Source organism: Gymnodinialimonas sp. 57CJ19, assembly GCF_038396845.1.
Lineage (GTDB): Bacteria > Pseudomonadota > Alphaproteobacteria > Rhodobacterales > Rhodobacteraceae > Gymnodinialimonas.
Genome location: NZ_CP151587.1, coordinates 1,565,115 through 1,580,749 on the forward strand (window position 1 = coordinate 1,565,115; position 15,635 = coordinate 1,580,749).

Genomic DNA, 15,635 nt, shown 5'->3' on the forward strand with positions numbered 1-15,635 from the left:
GATGAATATTTCGGACGACATCGCAGGGTGCCGCCTTTGTGCGGAACGATTCGCGCAGACACACTCGGCCCACGCGCCGCGCCCGGTGGTGTGGTTTCGCCCCAGCGCCCGTATCTTGATCGCGGGGCAAGCGCCGGGGGCGAGGGTCCATGCCTCGGGGCGGCCGTTCACCGATCCTTCGGGCGACCGCCTACGCGACTGGATGGGGGTGGATGAGGCGACGTTCTACGACCGCGACCTTGTGGCGATCTTGCCGATGGCGTTCTGTTTCCCCGGCTATGACGCGAAGGGATCGGACCTTCCGCCGCCGAAGATCTGCGCCAAGACATGGCGCGCCCCGGTGCTGGGCGCTTTGGAAGACGTCCGGCTGACCCTTTTGGTGGGCGGCTACGCCCAGGCGTGGCATTTGCGCGACAAGGCCACCGTAACCGCGCGGGTTGAAGCATGGCGCGACCATGGGCCCGACGTCTTTCCCTTGCCTCATCCCTCGTGGCGCAATACCGCGTGGCTCAAACGCAATCCGTGGTTCGAGGAGGAGCTTTTGCCCGCCCTACGCGCCCGAGTGGCTGAGGAATTGGCAAGATGACCCCATTGGACGAGGCCTTCACGGTCATGGAAACCGCCCCCGATGACGCAAAGCTGCGCTTGGCGTGGTTCGACCGTCTGGCCGCGTCCGAGATGTTCTTGCTGCTGGAGGAAGAGGCCGCCGGCGACAGCATCAAACCCAAGGTCTTTGCCGTGGATGGCGCGGATCTGGTGGTGGCCTTCGATCGGGAAGAACGATTGGTCGCTTTCGCGGGCGATGTGGCGCCGTTTGTGGGCATGTCGGGCCGGGTCATGGCGGGCATGTTGGCGGAGGCTGGTTTGGGTCTGGCAGTGAATTTGGGAACGGACTTTGAGACGGTGCTGGAGGCAGAGGCGATTGGCTGGTTGTCGGGCACCTTGGCGCAAGCACCCGAGGCCGTAGAAGACCGCCCCGATGAGGTGTTGCCGCCCGAAGGCTTGCCGGAAACCTTGCTGACAGCGCTGGACGCGCGGTTGGCGACGACCCACGGGAGGGCGTCGTTGGCCTATTTGGTGGCGACGAAATACGACGACGGACGTCGGGGGCATTTGCTGGCGTTCGTTGAGGCGATGGACGGCTATGAGGGCGCATTGGCGCAATTGGTCGGCGACGCGCTGAGTTTCTCGGGGTTGGAGGCGGGCAGTTTGGATGTGGGCTTTTTCAAAGCCACGGACCCGATGTGCGCCACGTTCGCCAAGGTCGGCTTGCGGTTTGACTTGCCGCAACTGGCGGACCCGATCGTGGCCGCAGCACCGGGCAGCGACCCGGAGAACCCGCCGCGTTTGCGGTGAGGGGGGAAGGGGGCCAGCCCCCTTGGCGACTTTTTCAGGGAAAAAGCGCGCCTACCCCCGGAGGTGTAAGGCCAAGGTGAAGGGGTGGTTGCGTGTCAGTAGCCTAGGTCACGGTTGACGAGATGGAGGAAGGGCTCTCCTGCTTCGCCGCGGCGGATGTTTTCAACGATGATCTGAGAGGCCGTGTCCGGGCGCGTCTCGGACGCGATGTGGGGGGTGACGGTGACATTGGGGTGGGCCCAATAGGGATCGGTCGCGGGCAGAGGCTCGGTTCGGAACACGTCGAGGGTGGCGTGGGCGATATGGCCGCTGTCGAGGGCAGAGAGGAGCGCCGCATCGTCGATCAAGGGGCCACGGCCGGGGTTGATGAGTATGGCCCCCTTGGGCAGCGCGGCGAGGGTGTCGGCGTTGACGATGTTCTCGGTCGCGGGGGTGTCGGGCAGCAGGAGGATGACGATTTGCGCCTCAGAGAGTGCCGCGGTGAGGCCGTTGTCGCCGTGATGGGTTTGCACATTCTCGATGGTCTTGGCGGAGCGGGACCAGCCGCTGACCGGGAAGCCCAGTTGGTGGAGCGCTTTGGCAACCGCTTGCCCCAAAGCGCCGAGACCAAGGACGGTAACGGGGCGGTTGCGGGCCAGGGGAGGGACGCTGTCGTTGCGCCAGGTGCCGTCTTGCCCTTGGAGATGGGTATCCATGCCGAGGTGATGACGCAGGGTGTGCCCAACGCACCATTCCACCATGCCCTCGGTCAGGCCCGTGTCCACCATCCGGGCGAGGGGCGCTTTGAGGGTGGTGTTGCCGGTAACTTCTTCCACCCCGGCCCAGAGGTTCAGCACGGCCTTGAGGCCTGTGTAGGGCGTGAAGTCCTGTACCGGGGAATTGGGGGCGTAGACGATATAGTCGATCTCGGCCGGGGTGTCGGTGTCAGTCGTCAGTCCCGTGTCGCTGATGCCTGCCGCCGCGAGGGCGTGGCGCAGGTGGGGCTCGTAGATAATCCACCGCTCGGATTTGGCGGCGAAGAGGATGTTTGGGGCGGGCATGGGCAGTTCCTTCAGCGGGCGCGGTGCACATGGGCTGATTGCACCAAACCGAAGGCTGCCATCAAGACCAACATCGCCGATCCGCCGTAACTGACCAGCGGAAGCGGCACGCCCACCACGGGGGCAAGGCCCATCACCATCGCCATATTCAGCGCGAAGTAGAGAAAGAAGGTCACCGCGACGCCCATCACCATGAGGGACGCATAGCGATCACGGGCCATCATCGCGGTGGCGATGCAGAAGACGAGGATCAACACGTAGAGCAGTAGAAGAGAAGCGCCGCCGATGAAGCCAAATTCCTCGGCTAATGTGGGGAAGATGAAGTCGGTATGGCTTTCGGGCAGGAAATCCCCTTGGATCTGGGTGCCCTGCATATAGCCGCGCCCGGTCCACCCGCCTGAGCCCAGGGCAATCTGGCTTTGGGTGATGTGATAGCCATCCCCCAAGGGGTCGGAGGAGGGGTCAAGGAAGGTATCAATTCGTCCGTATTGGTAATCAGCCAGCAGTTGCCACCCCGTGCCTCGGCTGGCGAAGACCGCTGACACGGCGCCCACCGCGATGCCGATGACTGACACGAAGTAGAGCCAATGCATTCCCGCCATGAACATCACCGACCCGCCCCCCATCAGGATCAGCATGGATGTCCCAAGGTCCGGCTGGATGAATGTCAGCCCCACCGGCAGTCCGATGATCGCCAGAGGAATGGCCACGTAGAGCGGGTGAGACACCTTCCCCAGATCGAGCCAGTCGTAATAGGCGGCCAACATCATCACCACGGTGATTTTCGCCACTTCGGACGGTTGTAGGCGCATGAAGCCAAGGTCAATCCAGCGCTGGGCGCCGCCGCCGGACACGCCGAAGAACTCCACCCACAGCAACAGGATCAGGCCGACGATATAGGCCAGCACGGACATGTTGCGCCAGAACCAGATCGGGACCATGGCGATCATCAGCATCACGGTGAAGCCCAGCGCGAAGCGGATCATCTGCGCCTCGGCCCAGGGGCTGAACGAGCCTCCGGCGACAGAATAGAGCATCAGCCAGCCCACTGCCGCGACCGAGGTGATCAGCAGCGCCAAGGCCCAGTTCAGGTGCAGGATCTTGCGCCAGCCTGTGGGGGTAGATTTGACGTTGTACTCCAGAAAGCTCATGCGCGGCGCGGCTCCCTTCCCGATGGCACGGGAGGGGTCTCCAGGATCGGAAGGCTATCGTGCATCTGCTGGATGCCGCGGCGCTGGCTGACGGGGTAAAGGTCGGACGGGGGGACGTCGCCCACTTGGGCCCGTAGCAGCACGTCGCGGCCGATGGGGGCCGCAGCGGTGGACCCGCCGCCGCCGTGCTCCACGATGACCGAAACCGCATAGCGGGGGTTATCGAAGGGCGCGAAGCCCACGAACAGTGCGTGGTCGCGCCGTTCCCAGGGCAGGTCGCGGTTGTTGATGACCCCGGCCGCGCGTTCGGCAGCCGTGATGTTGCGTACTTGGCTGGTGCCGGTCTTGCCCGCGATTGCATATTCATCGCTCATAACCCGGCTGCGGTATGCCGTGCCCCGCGAGCTATTGCTGACCCGCCACATGCCGCGATGGACCAGCGCCAGATGTTCGGGATCAATCCCCAGATCAGGCGCGGCTTCCCCACGGCGCGGCAACCCGTTGAGGGAGCGGACCAAGGAAGGTTCCAGCGCGCGGCCCGAGGCGATGCGGGCGGTCATCACCGCAAGATGCAGCGGGGACGACAAGACAAACCCCTGCCCGATGGAGGCGTTCAGCGTGTCGCCCACCACCCAATCCTGGTCATAGCGCTGGCGCTTCCATGCCATCGTTGGCGCAAGGCCCTGCGCGATGGAGGACAGGGGCAAATCATGGCGCACGCCGCAGCCCAACCGGACCGCCATGGCCGAGATGTTCTCGATCCCCACGCGCTGAGCGAGCTCGTAATAATAGACGTCGCACGATTGCTCCAGGCTGCGGGCAAGGTCCACGCGGCCATGGCCACCTCGGCTCCAGCAGTGGAAGCGGCGGTTGCCGACCTCCATATAGCCGGGGCAATGCACGGTTTCGTCGGGCGAGATAAAGCCGCCTTCCAGCGCCGCCAAAGCCACGATCATTTTGTAGGTCGATCCCGGCGGGTAAAGGCCCTGGGTCGATTTATTCGACAGCGGGCGATAGGGGTCGTTCAGCAAGCCGTTGTAGATCGTGGCCGACAATGGGCGGGTGAAGATCGACGGGTCGTAGGAGGGGGCCGAGGCCAACGCCATGATGTCGCCGTTCTGGCAATCCATCACCACAACGCCCGCGCTTTCGCCCGTCAGGCGGGCCTCGACGTAATTTTGCAGACCGGCGTCCACGGTCAACTGCACGTCGCCGCCCGCGACGGCGGGGTCGCGGTCCAACTCTCGCATCACGCGGCCATTGGCGTTGACCTCCACTCGTTTGGTGCCGGCGTTGCCGCGCAGGGTTTCTTCCAGACCTTCTTCCACGTTCAACAGGCCGACCTGAAAGTCGGGAATGCTCAGGACCGGATCACTGTCGCCTGTCTCATTGCGGTAGCCATCGGGCACATTGCGCACGTACCCCACCACATGGGCGAGGTCCGCGCCCATCGGATAAGCGCGCGACAGGCCGACTTCGGGGTTCACGCCGGGCAGGGCGGGCGCGTTCACCGCGACCGAGGACATTTCTTCCCAACTCAGGCGGTCGGCGATGGTGACGGGCACCCAGGGGCGCACGGCGAATATTTCCTCGCGCTTTCGGGCAAGCCCCTCCATGTCCAGCGTCACAATCTGGCTCAGGCGATCCAGCACCGCGTCCACGTCATCGGCATCTTCGCGCACGAAAGTGATGCGGTAGACGGGCTCATTGCCTGCGATCAACACGCCCGAGCGGTCAAAGATCAGCCCGCGCTCCGGGGGCAACACGCGAATGGAAATGCGGTTATCTTCCGCCAGAAGGCGGAAATCGTCAGCGCGTTCCACCTGCAAGTACCGCATCCGACCGGCCAGCACCGCCGAGGTGCCCAGAAACAGGCCGCCCACGATCAACCCGCGTCGCCCGATCTGGCGGGCGCTGTCTTCAAGCTCTTTGACGGTTCGTTTCATGGGGGCGATGCAGACCTGGGATTAAAGCGACTCAGAGAGCTTCAAGCTCCGTCGGGCCGAGTTTACGGACTCGGAACACGAATTTCGAGATGGCAACCACGATCGGGTAGACCGCGACCGTCACAATTCCATGAGCCAAGGTAAGCCCGAGAGAGTCCAATTCCACCAGCAACATCCACATGATCAGGCGGTTGAGCAAAACCATGCCCAACACCATCGCGGCAACCATGCTCCATTCCACCAGAAATGGCAGTTCCGTCATCGTCAGGCGACGACGGCGCAGGCTTTCGGCGGCGATCAGCATGAGCGCCGTCCACAGGCCAGGCGGACGCATGAACAGGAAATCGGCCAGTAAGAACACGACAAGCAGCAGGCCGATAGGCACCAGCAAGGGTTGGCGCACCATCCACGCAAAAGCCAGCAAAACAAGCAGATCGGGACCGGGAATGCCCGATGCAGCAAGGTTCAACGGCAAGAGCTTCAACGTGATGATGCCCAGGCTCAATCCGAAGAACGCGGCGCGGTAGGTCCAGATGTGACGGGCGGAAAAGACGCTCATGGGGTGGCTTCAGGCGCTTCACTGCCAACCGCATCCGCGGGCACCAAGCCGCCGTCCTCGTCCAGCGCCATGCCCTCGGGCGGCCACGGCGGGCCGATAAGGTCGGCGGGTGTATCCAGGGTGGTGCCGGGGTGGCTGCGCATGACCCGCATGAAATTGAGTCGTCGCAGATCGGCGGATAACCGCGCCCGCATCCGCCCGTCCGAGGTGAACACGGCCTGTCCCACCAGCAGACCCGGCGGAAACAACCCGCCATCGCCCGAGGTGACGATCCGATCGCCCGCCGCCACATCCTGCGGGTCGTCGATGAAATCGAGTACCGGCGTGCCGGAATTATCCCCCATCAACAGCGCTTGTTGGCCCGAGGGCATGATGGTCACCGGAATACGGCTTGCCGCGTCGGTCAGCAGCAGCACCCGGCTGGTGCTTTCGCCCACACCCGAGATTCGCCCGACAACGCCCAAGCCATCCATCGTGGCCCATCCGTCAAGAATGCCATCGCGCGCGCCCACATTCAGCAACACCGAGCGCCGGAAGGGAGAGCCGCTGTCGGCCAGCACGATCCCCGTCACAAAGGTCAGCGCTGGGTCCAGTTGCACGCGGTTGAGGTCCAGCAGACGAGCGTTTTCCTGTTCCAACTGCAAAGCGGCCTCTCGCCAGGCACGCATTTGCTGCAACTCTCGGCGCAGTTCCTGGTTCTGCTCGAACAGGCGGGCGTAGCTTTGGAAATCTTCGGCCATCCGCGCGATGCCTGTGACCGGGGCCATCATCCATTCCATGTTGGGGACATAGCGGTCAATCACCGCGGCGCGCATCCGTTCCACACGCGGGTTGTCGATGCGCCAGATCAGGACGAAGACGAACAGCAATATCACCAGCACCGCCAACAGCAAACGCCGGACGGGTCGGGAATAGGAATCGTCGTAACTGTCCCGGGCCATCTATCGCCTTTCGGGGAAACTTTTTCGCGGCGGGGCTTTAGCTATCGTAATCAATCGCATGACGCAGGAGGTTTTCGTACTCCAACGCCTTACCCGTGCCGAGTGCCACACAGTTGAGGCTCTCGTCCGCCACGCTGATCGCCAAACCTGTCTGCTCCCGCAGGGCCAAGTCCAGCTCTCCCAACAACGCGCCGCCACCGGTCAGCATCACGCCCCGGTCCACGATGTCTGCGGCCAGATCGGGCGGCGTGGCTTCCAACGCACCCATGACCGCTTCGCAAATCTGCTGCACCGGTTCGGCGAGGGCTTCGGCCACTTGGGCTTGGCTGATCTCGGTCTCTTTCGGGACACCGTTCAGCAGGTCCCGCCCGCGAATACGCATCGAGGCGCCGCGGCCATCGTCGGGCATCCGTGCGGTCCCGATTGAGGTCTTGATCCGCTCGGCCGTGGCTTCGCCGATCAGCAAATTGTGCTGGCGGCGCAGGTAGCTGATGATCGCGTCATCCATCCGGTCACCACCCACACGCACGGACCGCGCGTAAACGATGTCGGCCAGCGACAGAACCGCCACCTCGGTGGTACCGCCGCCGATGTCCACAACCATGGAGCCGGTCGGGTCGGTGATCGGCATGCCCGCGCCGATGGCGGCTGCAATCGGCTCTGCAATCAGGCCCGCTTTACGCGCACCCGCCCCCAGAACCGACTGGCGAATCGCGCGTTTTTCCACCGGCGTCGCGCCGTGGGGAACACAAACGATGATCTTGGGTTTGGTGAACGTAGTGCGCTTATGCACCTTCGAGATGAAGTGCTTGATCATCTCTTCAGCCACGTCAAAGTCCGCGATCACGCCGTCGCGCATAGGGCGAATGGCTTGAATGGAACCGGGCGTCCGCCCCAGCATCAGCTTGGCATCCTCGCCAAAGGCCAGCGCCTTCTTGACGCCGTCCTTGACCTGATAGGCCACCACCGAAGGCTCGTTCAAAATGACACCACGACCGCGCACATAGACCAGCGTATTCGCGGTCCCGAGGTCAATCGCCATGTCAGAAGAAAACAGGTTGCTGAAAAATCCAACCATGGGGCGCGGTCCAATCGTCAATTCAAAAAGGGGCCTCCCTTGTCCAGGGACGCCCGCCACAGACTCGGCATATAGCCTTTGCCCCCCTCGTGCTGCAAGGGGGGCAGAGCAATGGCATCGGCACGGAACCGCCTTGTGGGGTCAGGCAAGCTTGTCTGCGTATTCCACCAGACGACGCACTTGATGGCGCGCGGCCGCTTTGGCCTCATCGCTCACGTTGCCCGCAGTGGTGACAGTGCCGTAAGGGTTGCCGCCGGCGTCGAACACCGACTGGTCCGTGTAACCCGGGGCCACGATGATGCCGCCCCAGTGCATGAAGGTGACGTAAAGGCTGAGCAGCGTGGTTTCCATTCCGCCGTGCGGGTTCTGCGCCGAGGTCATGGCCGACACCGGCTTGTTGGCTAGCGCGCCGTTCTGCCAGAGCCCGCCGAGCGTGTCGATGAACGAGCGGATCTGGCTGGCGATGACACCGAAGCGGGTTGGCCCGATGAACAGATAGGCGTTGGCCCATTCCATGTCGTCGGCCGTCGCCTCGGGAATGTCCGCCATCTTCTCCTGTTGCGCCTTCCAGGGCTCCTGCTGGTCAATCACGTCCTGCGGCGCTGTTTCGGGCGCCCTTACCAGGCGCACCTCTGCACCCGCCTCGCGCGCCGCATCGGCAGCTTCGAGGGCCATGGCGTGGTTCGTGCCATAGGTTGAGTAAAATACGATCGCGAGCTTGGCATCGGACATGAGGCTTCCTTTCAGTTAGAACACTCATGAACAACTATGGTGGAGGGGTTCGCCCCTCCACCGGCATTCCCACACATCTGCTGTGCGCAAATCAGCGGGAACCCTTTTCGATCAGCCGACATCTTTGTAGCTGACCTCGGCCACGTCGCCCCCGGTCTTCTCTCGCCGGACAATCAGGCGGTTGAGCGCGTTGACGTAGGCCTTTACGCTGGCCACGATCGTATCGGTATCCGCCGACTGGCCCGTCGCGATGAGCCCGTCTTCTTCCACCCGCACGGTTACGGTGGCCTGTGCGTCCATGCCTTCGGTCACGGCGCTCACTTGATACAGCTGCAAGACGGCCTCGTTCGGGTAGACGGCTTTCACCGCGTTGAACGCGGCGTCCACGGGGCCGTCACCTTGCGCAGTCGCCTGCTTGTCCTCATCGCCCACGCGCAGGGACAATTCCGCCGTTTGGGGTGCTTCCGTGCCGCAAACGACACGCAGGAAGTTAACCTCCAGATGTCCTTCTCCATCGCTGCCCGCATCCGTGACCAGCGCGATCAGGTCATCATCGAAGACCTCTTTCTTGCGGTCTGCCAGAGCTTTGAACCGCACGAACAGATCGTTCAGCTGGTTGTCGGCCAGATCAAAGCCCAGGTCTTTCAACTTGGATCGCAACGCCGCCCGGCCCGAGTGCTTGCCCATGACGATATTCGTCTCGACCAGACCCACATCTTCGGGGCGCATGATCTCGAACGTATCGGCGCTTTTCAGCATCCCGTCTTGGTGAATGCCCGACTCATGCGCGAAGGCATTCTTGCCGACGATGGCCTTGTTGGGCTGCACGTTGAAGCCCGAAACCGTCGCCACGCGGCGGCTGAGGTGCATGATCTTGGTCGAGTCGATCTTGGTGGTGTAGGGCAGGATGTCGTGGCGGGTTTTCATCGCCATCACGACCTCTTCCAAGGCTGTGTTACCGGCGCGTTCACCCAAACCATTGATTGTGCATTCAATCTGGCGCGCCCCGCCTGCGACGGCGGCAAGGCTGTTGGCGGTCGCCATGCCCAGATCATTGTGACAGTGGGTGGCAAAGATGATCTCATCGGCGCCGGGAACCTCGGCAATCAGGCGGCGGATCAGGTCAGCGCTTTCCTCGGGCGCGGTGTATCCCACGGTGTCGGGGATATTGATCGTGGTGGCCCCGGCCCGGATCGCGATTTCCACGGTGCGGGCGAGGAAATCCCATTCAGTCCGTGTGGCATCCATTGGCGACCACTGCACGTTGTCGCACAGATTGCGCGCGTGGGTGACGGTTTCGTGGATCTTGTCGGCCATCTCGTCCATCGTCAGGTTCGGGATCGCCCGGTGCTGGGGCGAGGTGCCGATGAACGTATGGATGCGCGGCGAGTTGGCGTGTTTCACTGCTTCCCAGCAGCGGTCGATGTCCTTGAAGTTCGCCCGCGCCAAGCCGCAAATCGTTGAATTGACCGAGTTCTTGGCGATCTCGGACACGGCGTTGAAGTCGCCTTCGCTGGCGATCGGGAACCCGGCCTCGATAATATCGACGCCCATGTCGTCGAGCAGGCCGGCAATCTCCAGCTTCTCATCATGGCTCATGGTGGCACCGGGCGATTGCTCGCCGTCGCGCAGGGTGGTGTCAAAAATCAGGACGCGGTTTTCGTTGGTCATATCGGTTTCCTTAGCATGTGTGGTGGTGTCTCCGGCGCGGTTTCCCCTCTGAGCGGTCGCGCCAACAGGCACGCTCAGAGGCGGCTAAGGAGGAGGAGACCAAGCAGCGCAGACGGCAGCGAGGCCGTCGGAACAATGATATGCGGGCAAGTGGTCATGGGCGCAGACAATACTGATCCCGCGCCGCTTGAAAACCCTAAAATTGACCGCGCGACGTTTGACCCGGTGCGACCGCCCGCTAGTTTTGGAAATATGATGAAAGCTCTGGTTATAGGTGCCTCCGGCGGGATCGGGCGGGCGATGGTAGATGAAATGCGCGCGCGCGGCGGTGATGTAACGGCCCTGTCGCGGCGCGGTGACGGCTTGGACGTGAGCGATGCGCAAAGCGTGGACCGTGTGCTCGGCGGGCTGGAGGGGCCGTTTCAAACGGTCTTTGTGGCCACCGGTATTCTTGCGCCGGAGGGGGCCACGCCCGAGAAGCAGCTAGGCGCCATCGACGCAGACACCATGGCCCGTGTCTTTGCGGTGAACACGATCGGCACCGCCAATATCCTGCGGCACTTGCCCCGCCTTTTGCCTCGAAAAGGGCGCTCGGTCACGGCGATCCTGACGGCGCGGGTCGGCTCGATCACTGATAACAGGATCGGCGGGTGGCATAGCTACCGCGCCTCCAAGGCGGCGGCCAATATGCTGATCCGAGGCGCAGCGATTGAACTGGCGCGCACCCACAAGGACGCCATCGTCACCGCCATGCACCCCGGCACGGTCGCCACGCCCTTCACGGCGGATTATGCGGCGACCCACAAGACCACTCCTGCTGACGCGACGGCTGCCATGCTCTGCGATGTGATGGAAGGGGCGACGCGAACGGGCGTGTTTGTGGATTACTCGGGCACCGAGATCCCTTGGTGAAAGGGCTGCACCTCCGACATTCCTGAGACCGCGCTTCCTGTGATAGGCTGAGTTCAAGCAAGCGGAGGGCGCAAGCAAATGGCTGAGAACAAGACAAAAGCCACGGCTGCGGATGTTGGCAGCTTCATCGACGCGGTCGAACATCCCACCCGCCGCGCCGATGCCCAAGCTCTCGACGCGTTGTTTCGCCGGGTGACCGGGTTCGAGCCGCGCATGTGGGGACCTACGATCATTGGCTATGGCCGCTACGATTACACTTATAAATCTGGTCGGTCCGGTTCTTCTCTGGCGACGGGGTTCAGCCCGCGCAAGGCGAACCTGTCGATCTATATCATGCCCGGTTATGCGGATTTCGGGGACATGCTGGCGCGGTTGGGCAAGCACAAGAAGGGCGCGTCGTGCCTGTATGTGAACAAGCTGGCGGACATTGATCTGAGCGTGCTGGAAGAGATCATCCGGGCGGGATTGCGTGATTTGGACGGTATCTGGCCCGTGAAACCTGAGTAAGAGGCGCAGGTGCGGTCCGGCGCGATGCTTCCGCAAAGTATTCGGCTACAGGCCCACCACAGCGATACTGGCATCGGGCGCAGGCGGCGCGGCAGCCGGCAGGGGTCGCGGAAGGATGCGCCCCGGTAACGCGATCCGAAACCGCGCCCCGGACATGTTTTCGGCCCCATCGGTTTTCAAAACCTCGAAAGCGCCACCGCGACTGGTCACGAGCTTGGCAATTCCGCGCAGCCCAAAGCCGTGGGCACCGCTTCGCTCCTCTCCTTTCTGGGTGAGGTCTTGCAACGTCGTCCCTTCGGGCAGACCTGGCCCGTCGTCGGCGACGTCCATGTGAACGAATCCCCGTGGCGCGTCATCGGACAGGGCCACGGTGATGTGGTGGTCGCAGAAACGGGCCGCGTTAGTCATCAGGTTGCGCACCGCCATTTGGACCAACACTTCGTCACATTCCACGTGGGCCTTCGGTGTTTCGATGGCCAAGGCCTTTTCTGGATCCACCATTGCGGCAATATCGACGCAAAGGCGGCCTAGATCGACGGCACTATGGGGCGGTGTTTCCCGCTCCAACGCGTGGGCGCGTTCCAGTGTCGCGGTGATCTGCGTCAAGGCTTCGTCCACCGTGTCGAAGGCCATGCGCAGAAGCTCGGACTTGCCATCGGCGTCGTCCTCGACATCTTCCAGCACCAGTTCAATCAAGCTCGACACGGTCGCCAGAGGGCTGCGGGCGTCATGGGCCGCCATCGTGGTGAACAAGCGCAATTCATCGAAGCGTTCGGCCATGTCTGCCAATGCCTCGGCGGCGGCAAATTCTCTTTCCTTGGCCCCGGTGATTGAGGCGGTCACGCTCAGGACGACCTTTCCGCCAAAGCCAGAGGGTTTGGACAGGGTCGTTTGCCACCAAGTCTCTTTCCCGTCCAACATGGTGCATTCTTCGTAGGAAGTCGGCTCATGTCCGGCCAGACACTGGCGAATATTCGACTCGAACCGGTCGACCATGCGGCGCGGGAACTTGCCCAATGAAGCTTCGCCTACCAATTCTGTTAAGGGGATACCGGCGACACGGCTTAACGCGGCGTTGGCATGGACAAATTCCAAACGGTCACCAGGACGTAGCGCAATGACGCACATCGGCACATCAATGCCATCTACCCACGCGATAAGCCGCTCCATCGCGTCGATAGTGTCAAAAGTCTCTTGCTTAGCCATCTGGGGGCCTTTCGCGCCTTGGTCCCAGGCTAGGGGTGCCAGAAATAAATTAACAAATGGTTGCGAGTTGACCCGCCGTGCCGCCGTGGGTGAAAATTATTCCCACCAGCGATCGACCGAGGCGATATCGGCGTCGGACCAGCCGAAGTGATGGGCAAATTCGTGCACCAGCACATGGGTCACAAGTTCGGCCAAGGTGACGTTCCCTCGGTCTACCCATTCGTCCAGAATGGCGCGGCGGAACAGCCAGATCGTATCGGGCCCTTCGGGCATATCCAGCACCGATTTCTGGGTCATCGGGATACCATCATATAGCCCGGTCAGCTCGTACGGGTCTTCCATGCCCAGATCGGTCAGCATCTGCACATCGGCCACGTCTTCGACGACAATCATCACGTCTCGGGCAGGTCCGGCCCAGGGCGGCCCCAAGGCATCGCGGGCGGCATGGGCCAGCGCTTCAATCGTCGCAAGGTCGGGGGCGGTAAGATCGGCACTCATCCCCCCGATATGGACAAATCTGGGCACACATGAAAGAGGAAGGCCCGCATTCCTGCCCGCATTTGCCTGAAAGGCTGGTCCCATGTCCGTCGTCACTCGGTTCGCCCCGTCCCCCACCGGTTTCCTGCATGTGGGAAACCTGCGCACAGCGCTGTTCAATTTCCTGATCGCGCGCAAAGCTGGTGGTGAGTTCATTCTGCGCCTCGATGATACGGACCCGGAACGCTCCACTCAGGAATTTGCCGACGGTATTCAAGAGGATCTGGAATGGCTGGGCCTGACGTGGGACCGGATCGAAAAGCAGTCGAACCGCTTTGATCGCTATGCCGCAGCGGCCGATGAGCTGCGCGAGAAGGGGCGGTTCTACGAGGCATGGGAAACGCCAACAGAACTGGACCTGAAGCGCAAGAAGCAACTAAATATGCATCTGCCTCCGGTCTATGACCGCGCGGCGTTGGCCTTGTCTGATGACGAAAAGGCCGATCTACGGGCGGAGCGGGGCCAGGGTGTCTGGCGCTTCAAGCTGGATCAAGAGCGGATTGAATGGCACGATGGCATTCTGGGTGACCTGTCGATTGATGCCGCCTCGGTGTCTGATCCGGTGCTGATCCGGGCCGACGGGCAGGTGCTATATACCATCGCTTCGGTGGTGGATGACACGGATATGGGCGTGACCCATGTGGTGCGCGGCTCGGACCATGTGACCAACACGGCGACGCAAATCCAGATCATGGAGGCGCTTGGCAAGACAGCGCCCGCTTTCGCCCACCATTCCCTGCTGACCGGCCCTCAGGGAGAGGCGCTGTCCAAGCGCCTTGGCACCTTGGCGCTGCGTGATCTGCGTGAAGCGGGGGTGGAGCCGATGGCGCTGCTGTCGCATATGGCGCGGATCGGTTCTTCCCAGCCGATTGAGCTGGCGGCGTCGGTGGATGATTTGGCGGAAGGGTTCGATTTGAACCACTTCGGCTCGGCCCCCACCAAGTTTGATGTGGAAGACCTCTGGCCGCTGACCGCCAGCGTGCTGCACGAAACCCCGTTTGAGGACGTGGCCGATGAAGTCGCGGCCCTTGGGGTGCCCGCAGATATCGCGCCTGCGTTCTGGGACGTGGCCCGTGCCAACATCGGCAAACGCTCCGAGACCGCCGACTGGTGGGCGCTGTTCCGTGATGGTGCCACGCCGCTGGTCGATGACGAAGACAAGGCGTTCATCGCTGAAGCCTTCGCGATGCTGCCGGACCTGCCCTATGACGACACGACCTGGGGCAACTGGACCTCTGCCGTGAAGGAGGCCACAGGCCGCAAGGGCAAAAACCTGTTCATGCCCCTGCGCAAGGCGGTGACAGGGCGCGAGAAAGGGCCAGAGATGGCGGGGGTCATGCGCCTGATGCAGGTGAAGCCGTCCCTTTGATCCAATGCGCTGATCCGGCGTTGTGACCGCCAGACCCCAGATGTTTCGCCGCGTGCTCGGCCTGCGGCCTGCGCGCACGAGCGACCAAGCGCCCTCGGCCAAGGCCGAGGGCGCGGTGGCGCAATAAGCAAAACGTGAAATGCGGGAAAACCGGGGGATTTTTTTATCGCGCAAATGTCCTAGGATCGAAGTCATTAAACCCCTTCGGAGATTTCTTTCATGACACGTATTTTTCTTCTGATTGCCGCTACCGCATTGGTTTCGCCCACTCTCTCTGCTGCCCAGCAGGCTATCGAGGCCGGCCCGATCTGGAACCAGGGCCATGCCGACCAGGTCTGTCCTGCCGTCGCCGCCTCTCATGGGGGGACCTGGACGGGCCATTGGTGGACAACGGTGGCGGGGCAGATGTCGGTTTGTCAGGTTAGCACGGCCGCGCCCACCCGCGCGGTCGAAGCAGGGCCAATCTGGAACCAAGGCCATGCCGACCAGGTCTGCCCCGCGGTCGCGGCCTCCCATGGGGGGACCTGGACGGGCCAGTGGTGGACCACCGTCGCCTCGGAGATGTCGGTCTGTGAAATCCGCTAAAGCGGGCGCACCGCAAATTTGAGTGGCACGGGGGCGGCCCCCGTG

At 62.7% G+C, this 15,635-nt stretch carries 16 protein-coding genes; 6 read left to right on the top strand and 10 right to left on the bottom strand.

Translation table 11 applies throughout. The features are described 5' to 3' along the window. Position 1: 1 nt before the first annotated feature. On the top strand, positions 2–586 hold the full coding sequence (locus AADW23_RS07680) for a uracil-DNA glycosylase family protein (protein ID WP_341863920.1): 585 nt from the start codon (positions 2–4) through the stop codon (positions 584–586). After that, positions 583–1,356 (top strand): SseB family protein, encoded by a 774-nt coding sequence (locus AADW23_RS07685; protein ID WP_341863921.1) that lies wholly within the window; start codon positions 583–585, stop codon positions 1,354–1,356. Before AADW23_RS07680 ends, AADW23_RS07685 begins: the two co-directional genes overlap by 4 nt. Before the next feature lie 95 nt (positions 1,357–1,451). Here AADW23_RS07685 and AADW23_RS07690 read toward each other — a convergent pair whose 3' ends face one another. The 8 genes from AADW23_RS07690 to AADW23_RS07725 form a co-directional block, all read right to left on the bottom strand. Beyond that, a complete protein-coding gene (locus AADW23_RS07690; RefSeq protein WP_341863922.1) occupies positions 1,452–2,396 on the bottom strand; it encodes a glyoxylate/hydroxypyruvate reductase A in 945 nt (314 codons plus the stop codon). Between the two features lie 11 nt (positions 2,397–2,407). Continuing rightward, positions 2,408–3,547 (bottom strand): rod shape-determining protein RodA, encoded by a 1,140-nt coding sequence (gene rodA / locus AADW23_RS07695; RefSeq protein WP_341863923.1) that lies wholly within the window; start codon positions 3,545–3,547, stop codon positions 2,408–2,410. After that, entirely contained in the window at positions 3,544–5,493 is a 1,950-nt protein-coding gene (gene mrdA, locus AADW23_RS07700) for a penicillin-binding protein 2 (RefSeq protein WP_341863924.1), read from the bottom strand. The genes rodA and mrdA overlap by 4 nt, the downstream gene beginning before the upstream one ends. Before the next feature lie 31 nt (positions 5,494–5,524). Beyond that, on the bottom strand, positions 5,525–6,052 hold the full coding sequence (locus AADW23_RS07705) for a rod shape-determining protein MreD (protein WP_341863925.1): 528 nt from the start codon (positions 6,050–6,052) through the stop codon (positions 5,525–5,527). Beyond that, complete coding sequence (mreC, locus tag AADW23_RS07710; RefSeq protein WP_341863926.1) at positions 6,049–6,993, bottom strand: rod shape-determining protein MreC; 945 nt, start codon at positions 6,991–6,993, stop codon at positions 6,049–6,051. The genes AADW23_RS07705 and mreC overlap by 4 nt, the downstream gene beginning before the upstream one ends. A 37-nt stretch (positions 6,994–7,030) precedes the next feature. Further along, positions 7,031–8,071 (bottom strand): rod shape-determining protein, encoded by a 1,041-nt coding sequence (locus AADW23_RS07715; RefSeq protein WP_219003819.1) that lies wholly within the window; start codon positions 8,069–8,071, stop codon positions 7,031–7,033. 141 nt (positions 8,072–8,212) lie between these two features. Then, positions 8,213–8,803, bottom strand: a complete 591-nt coding sequence (gene wrbA / locus AADW23_RS07720) for an NAD(P)H:quinone oxidoreductase (protein ID WP_341863927.1) — start codon at positions 8,801–8,803, stop codon at positions 8,213–8,215. A 111-nt stretch (positions 8,804–8,914) separates the two neighbouring features. Next, on the bottom strand, positions 8,915–10,474 hold the full coding sequence (locus tag AADW23_RS07725) for a 2-isopropylmalate synthase (protein WP_341863928.1): 1,560 nt from the start codon (positions 10,472–10,474) through the stop codon (positions 8,915–8,917). A 252-nt stretch (positions 10,475–10,726) separates the two neighbouring features. Between AADW23_RS07725 and AADW23_RS07730 the strand changes: the two genes are divergently transcribed. Beyond that, the gene (locus AADW23_RS07730; protein WP_341863929.1) at positions 10,727–11,386 is read left to right on the top strand and encodes an SDR family NAD(P)-dependent oxidoreductase; all 660 of its coding nucleotides are present in this window, start codon (positions 10,727–10,729) and stop codon (positions 11,384–11,386) included. Between the two features lie 78 nt (positions 11,387–11,464). Continuing rightward, entirely contained in the window at positions 11,465–11,893 is a 429-nt protein-coding gene (locus AADW23_RS07735; protein WP_341863930.1) for a DUF1801 domain-containing protein, read from the top strand. 45 nt (positions 11,894–11,938) lie between these two features. Here the strand turns inward: AADW23_RS07735 and AADW23_RS07740 are convergent, their stop codons facing one another. Beyond that, entirely contained in the window at positions 11,939–13,099 is a 1,161-nt protein-coding gene (locus AADW23_RS07740) for an ATP-binding protein (RefSeq protein ID WP_341863931.1), read from the bottom strand. 96 nt (positions 13,100–13,195) lie between these two features. Beyond that, complete coding sequence (locus AADW23_RS07745; protein ID WP_341863932.1) at positions 13,196–13,597, bottom strand: metallopeptidase family protein; 402 nt, start codon at positions 13,595–13,597, stop codon at positions 13,196–13,198. A gap of 82 nt (positions 13,598–13,679) precedes the next feature. Between AADW23_RS07745 and gltX the strand changes: the two genes are divergently transcribed. Both gltX and AADW23_RS07755 read left to right on the top strand, forming a co-directional pair. Beyond that, entirely contained in the window at positions 13,680–15,005 is a 1,326-nt protein-coding gene (gltX, locus tag AADW23_RS07750; RefSeq protein WP_341863933.1) for a glutamate--tRNA ligase, read from the top strand. 219 nt (positions 15,006–15,224) lie between these two features. After that, a complete protein-coding gene (locus AADW23_RS07755; RefSeq protein WP_341863934.1) occupies positions 15,225–15,590 on the top strand; it encodes a mannan-binding lectin in 366 nt (121 codons plus the stop codon). The last annotated feature ends 45 nt before the right edge of the window (positions 15,591–15,635 follow it).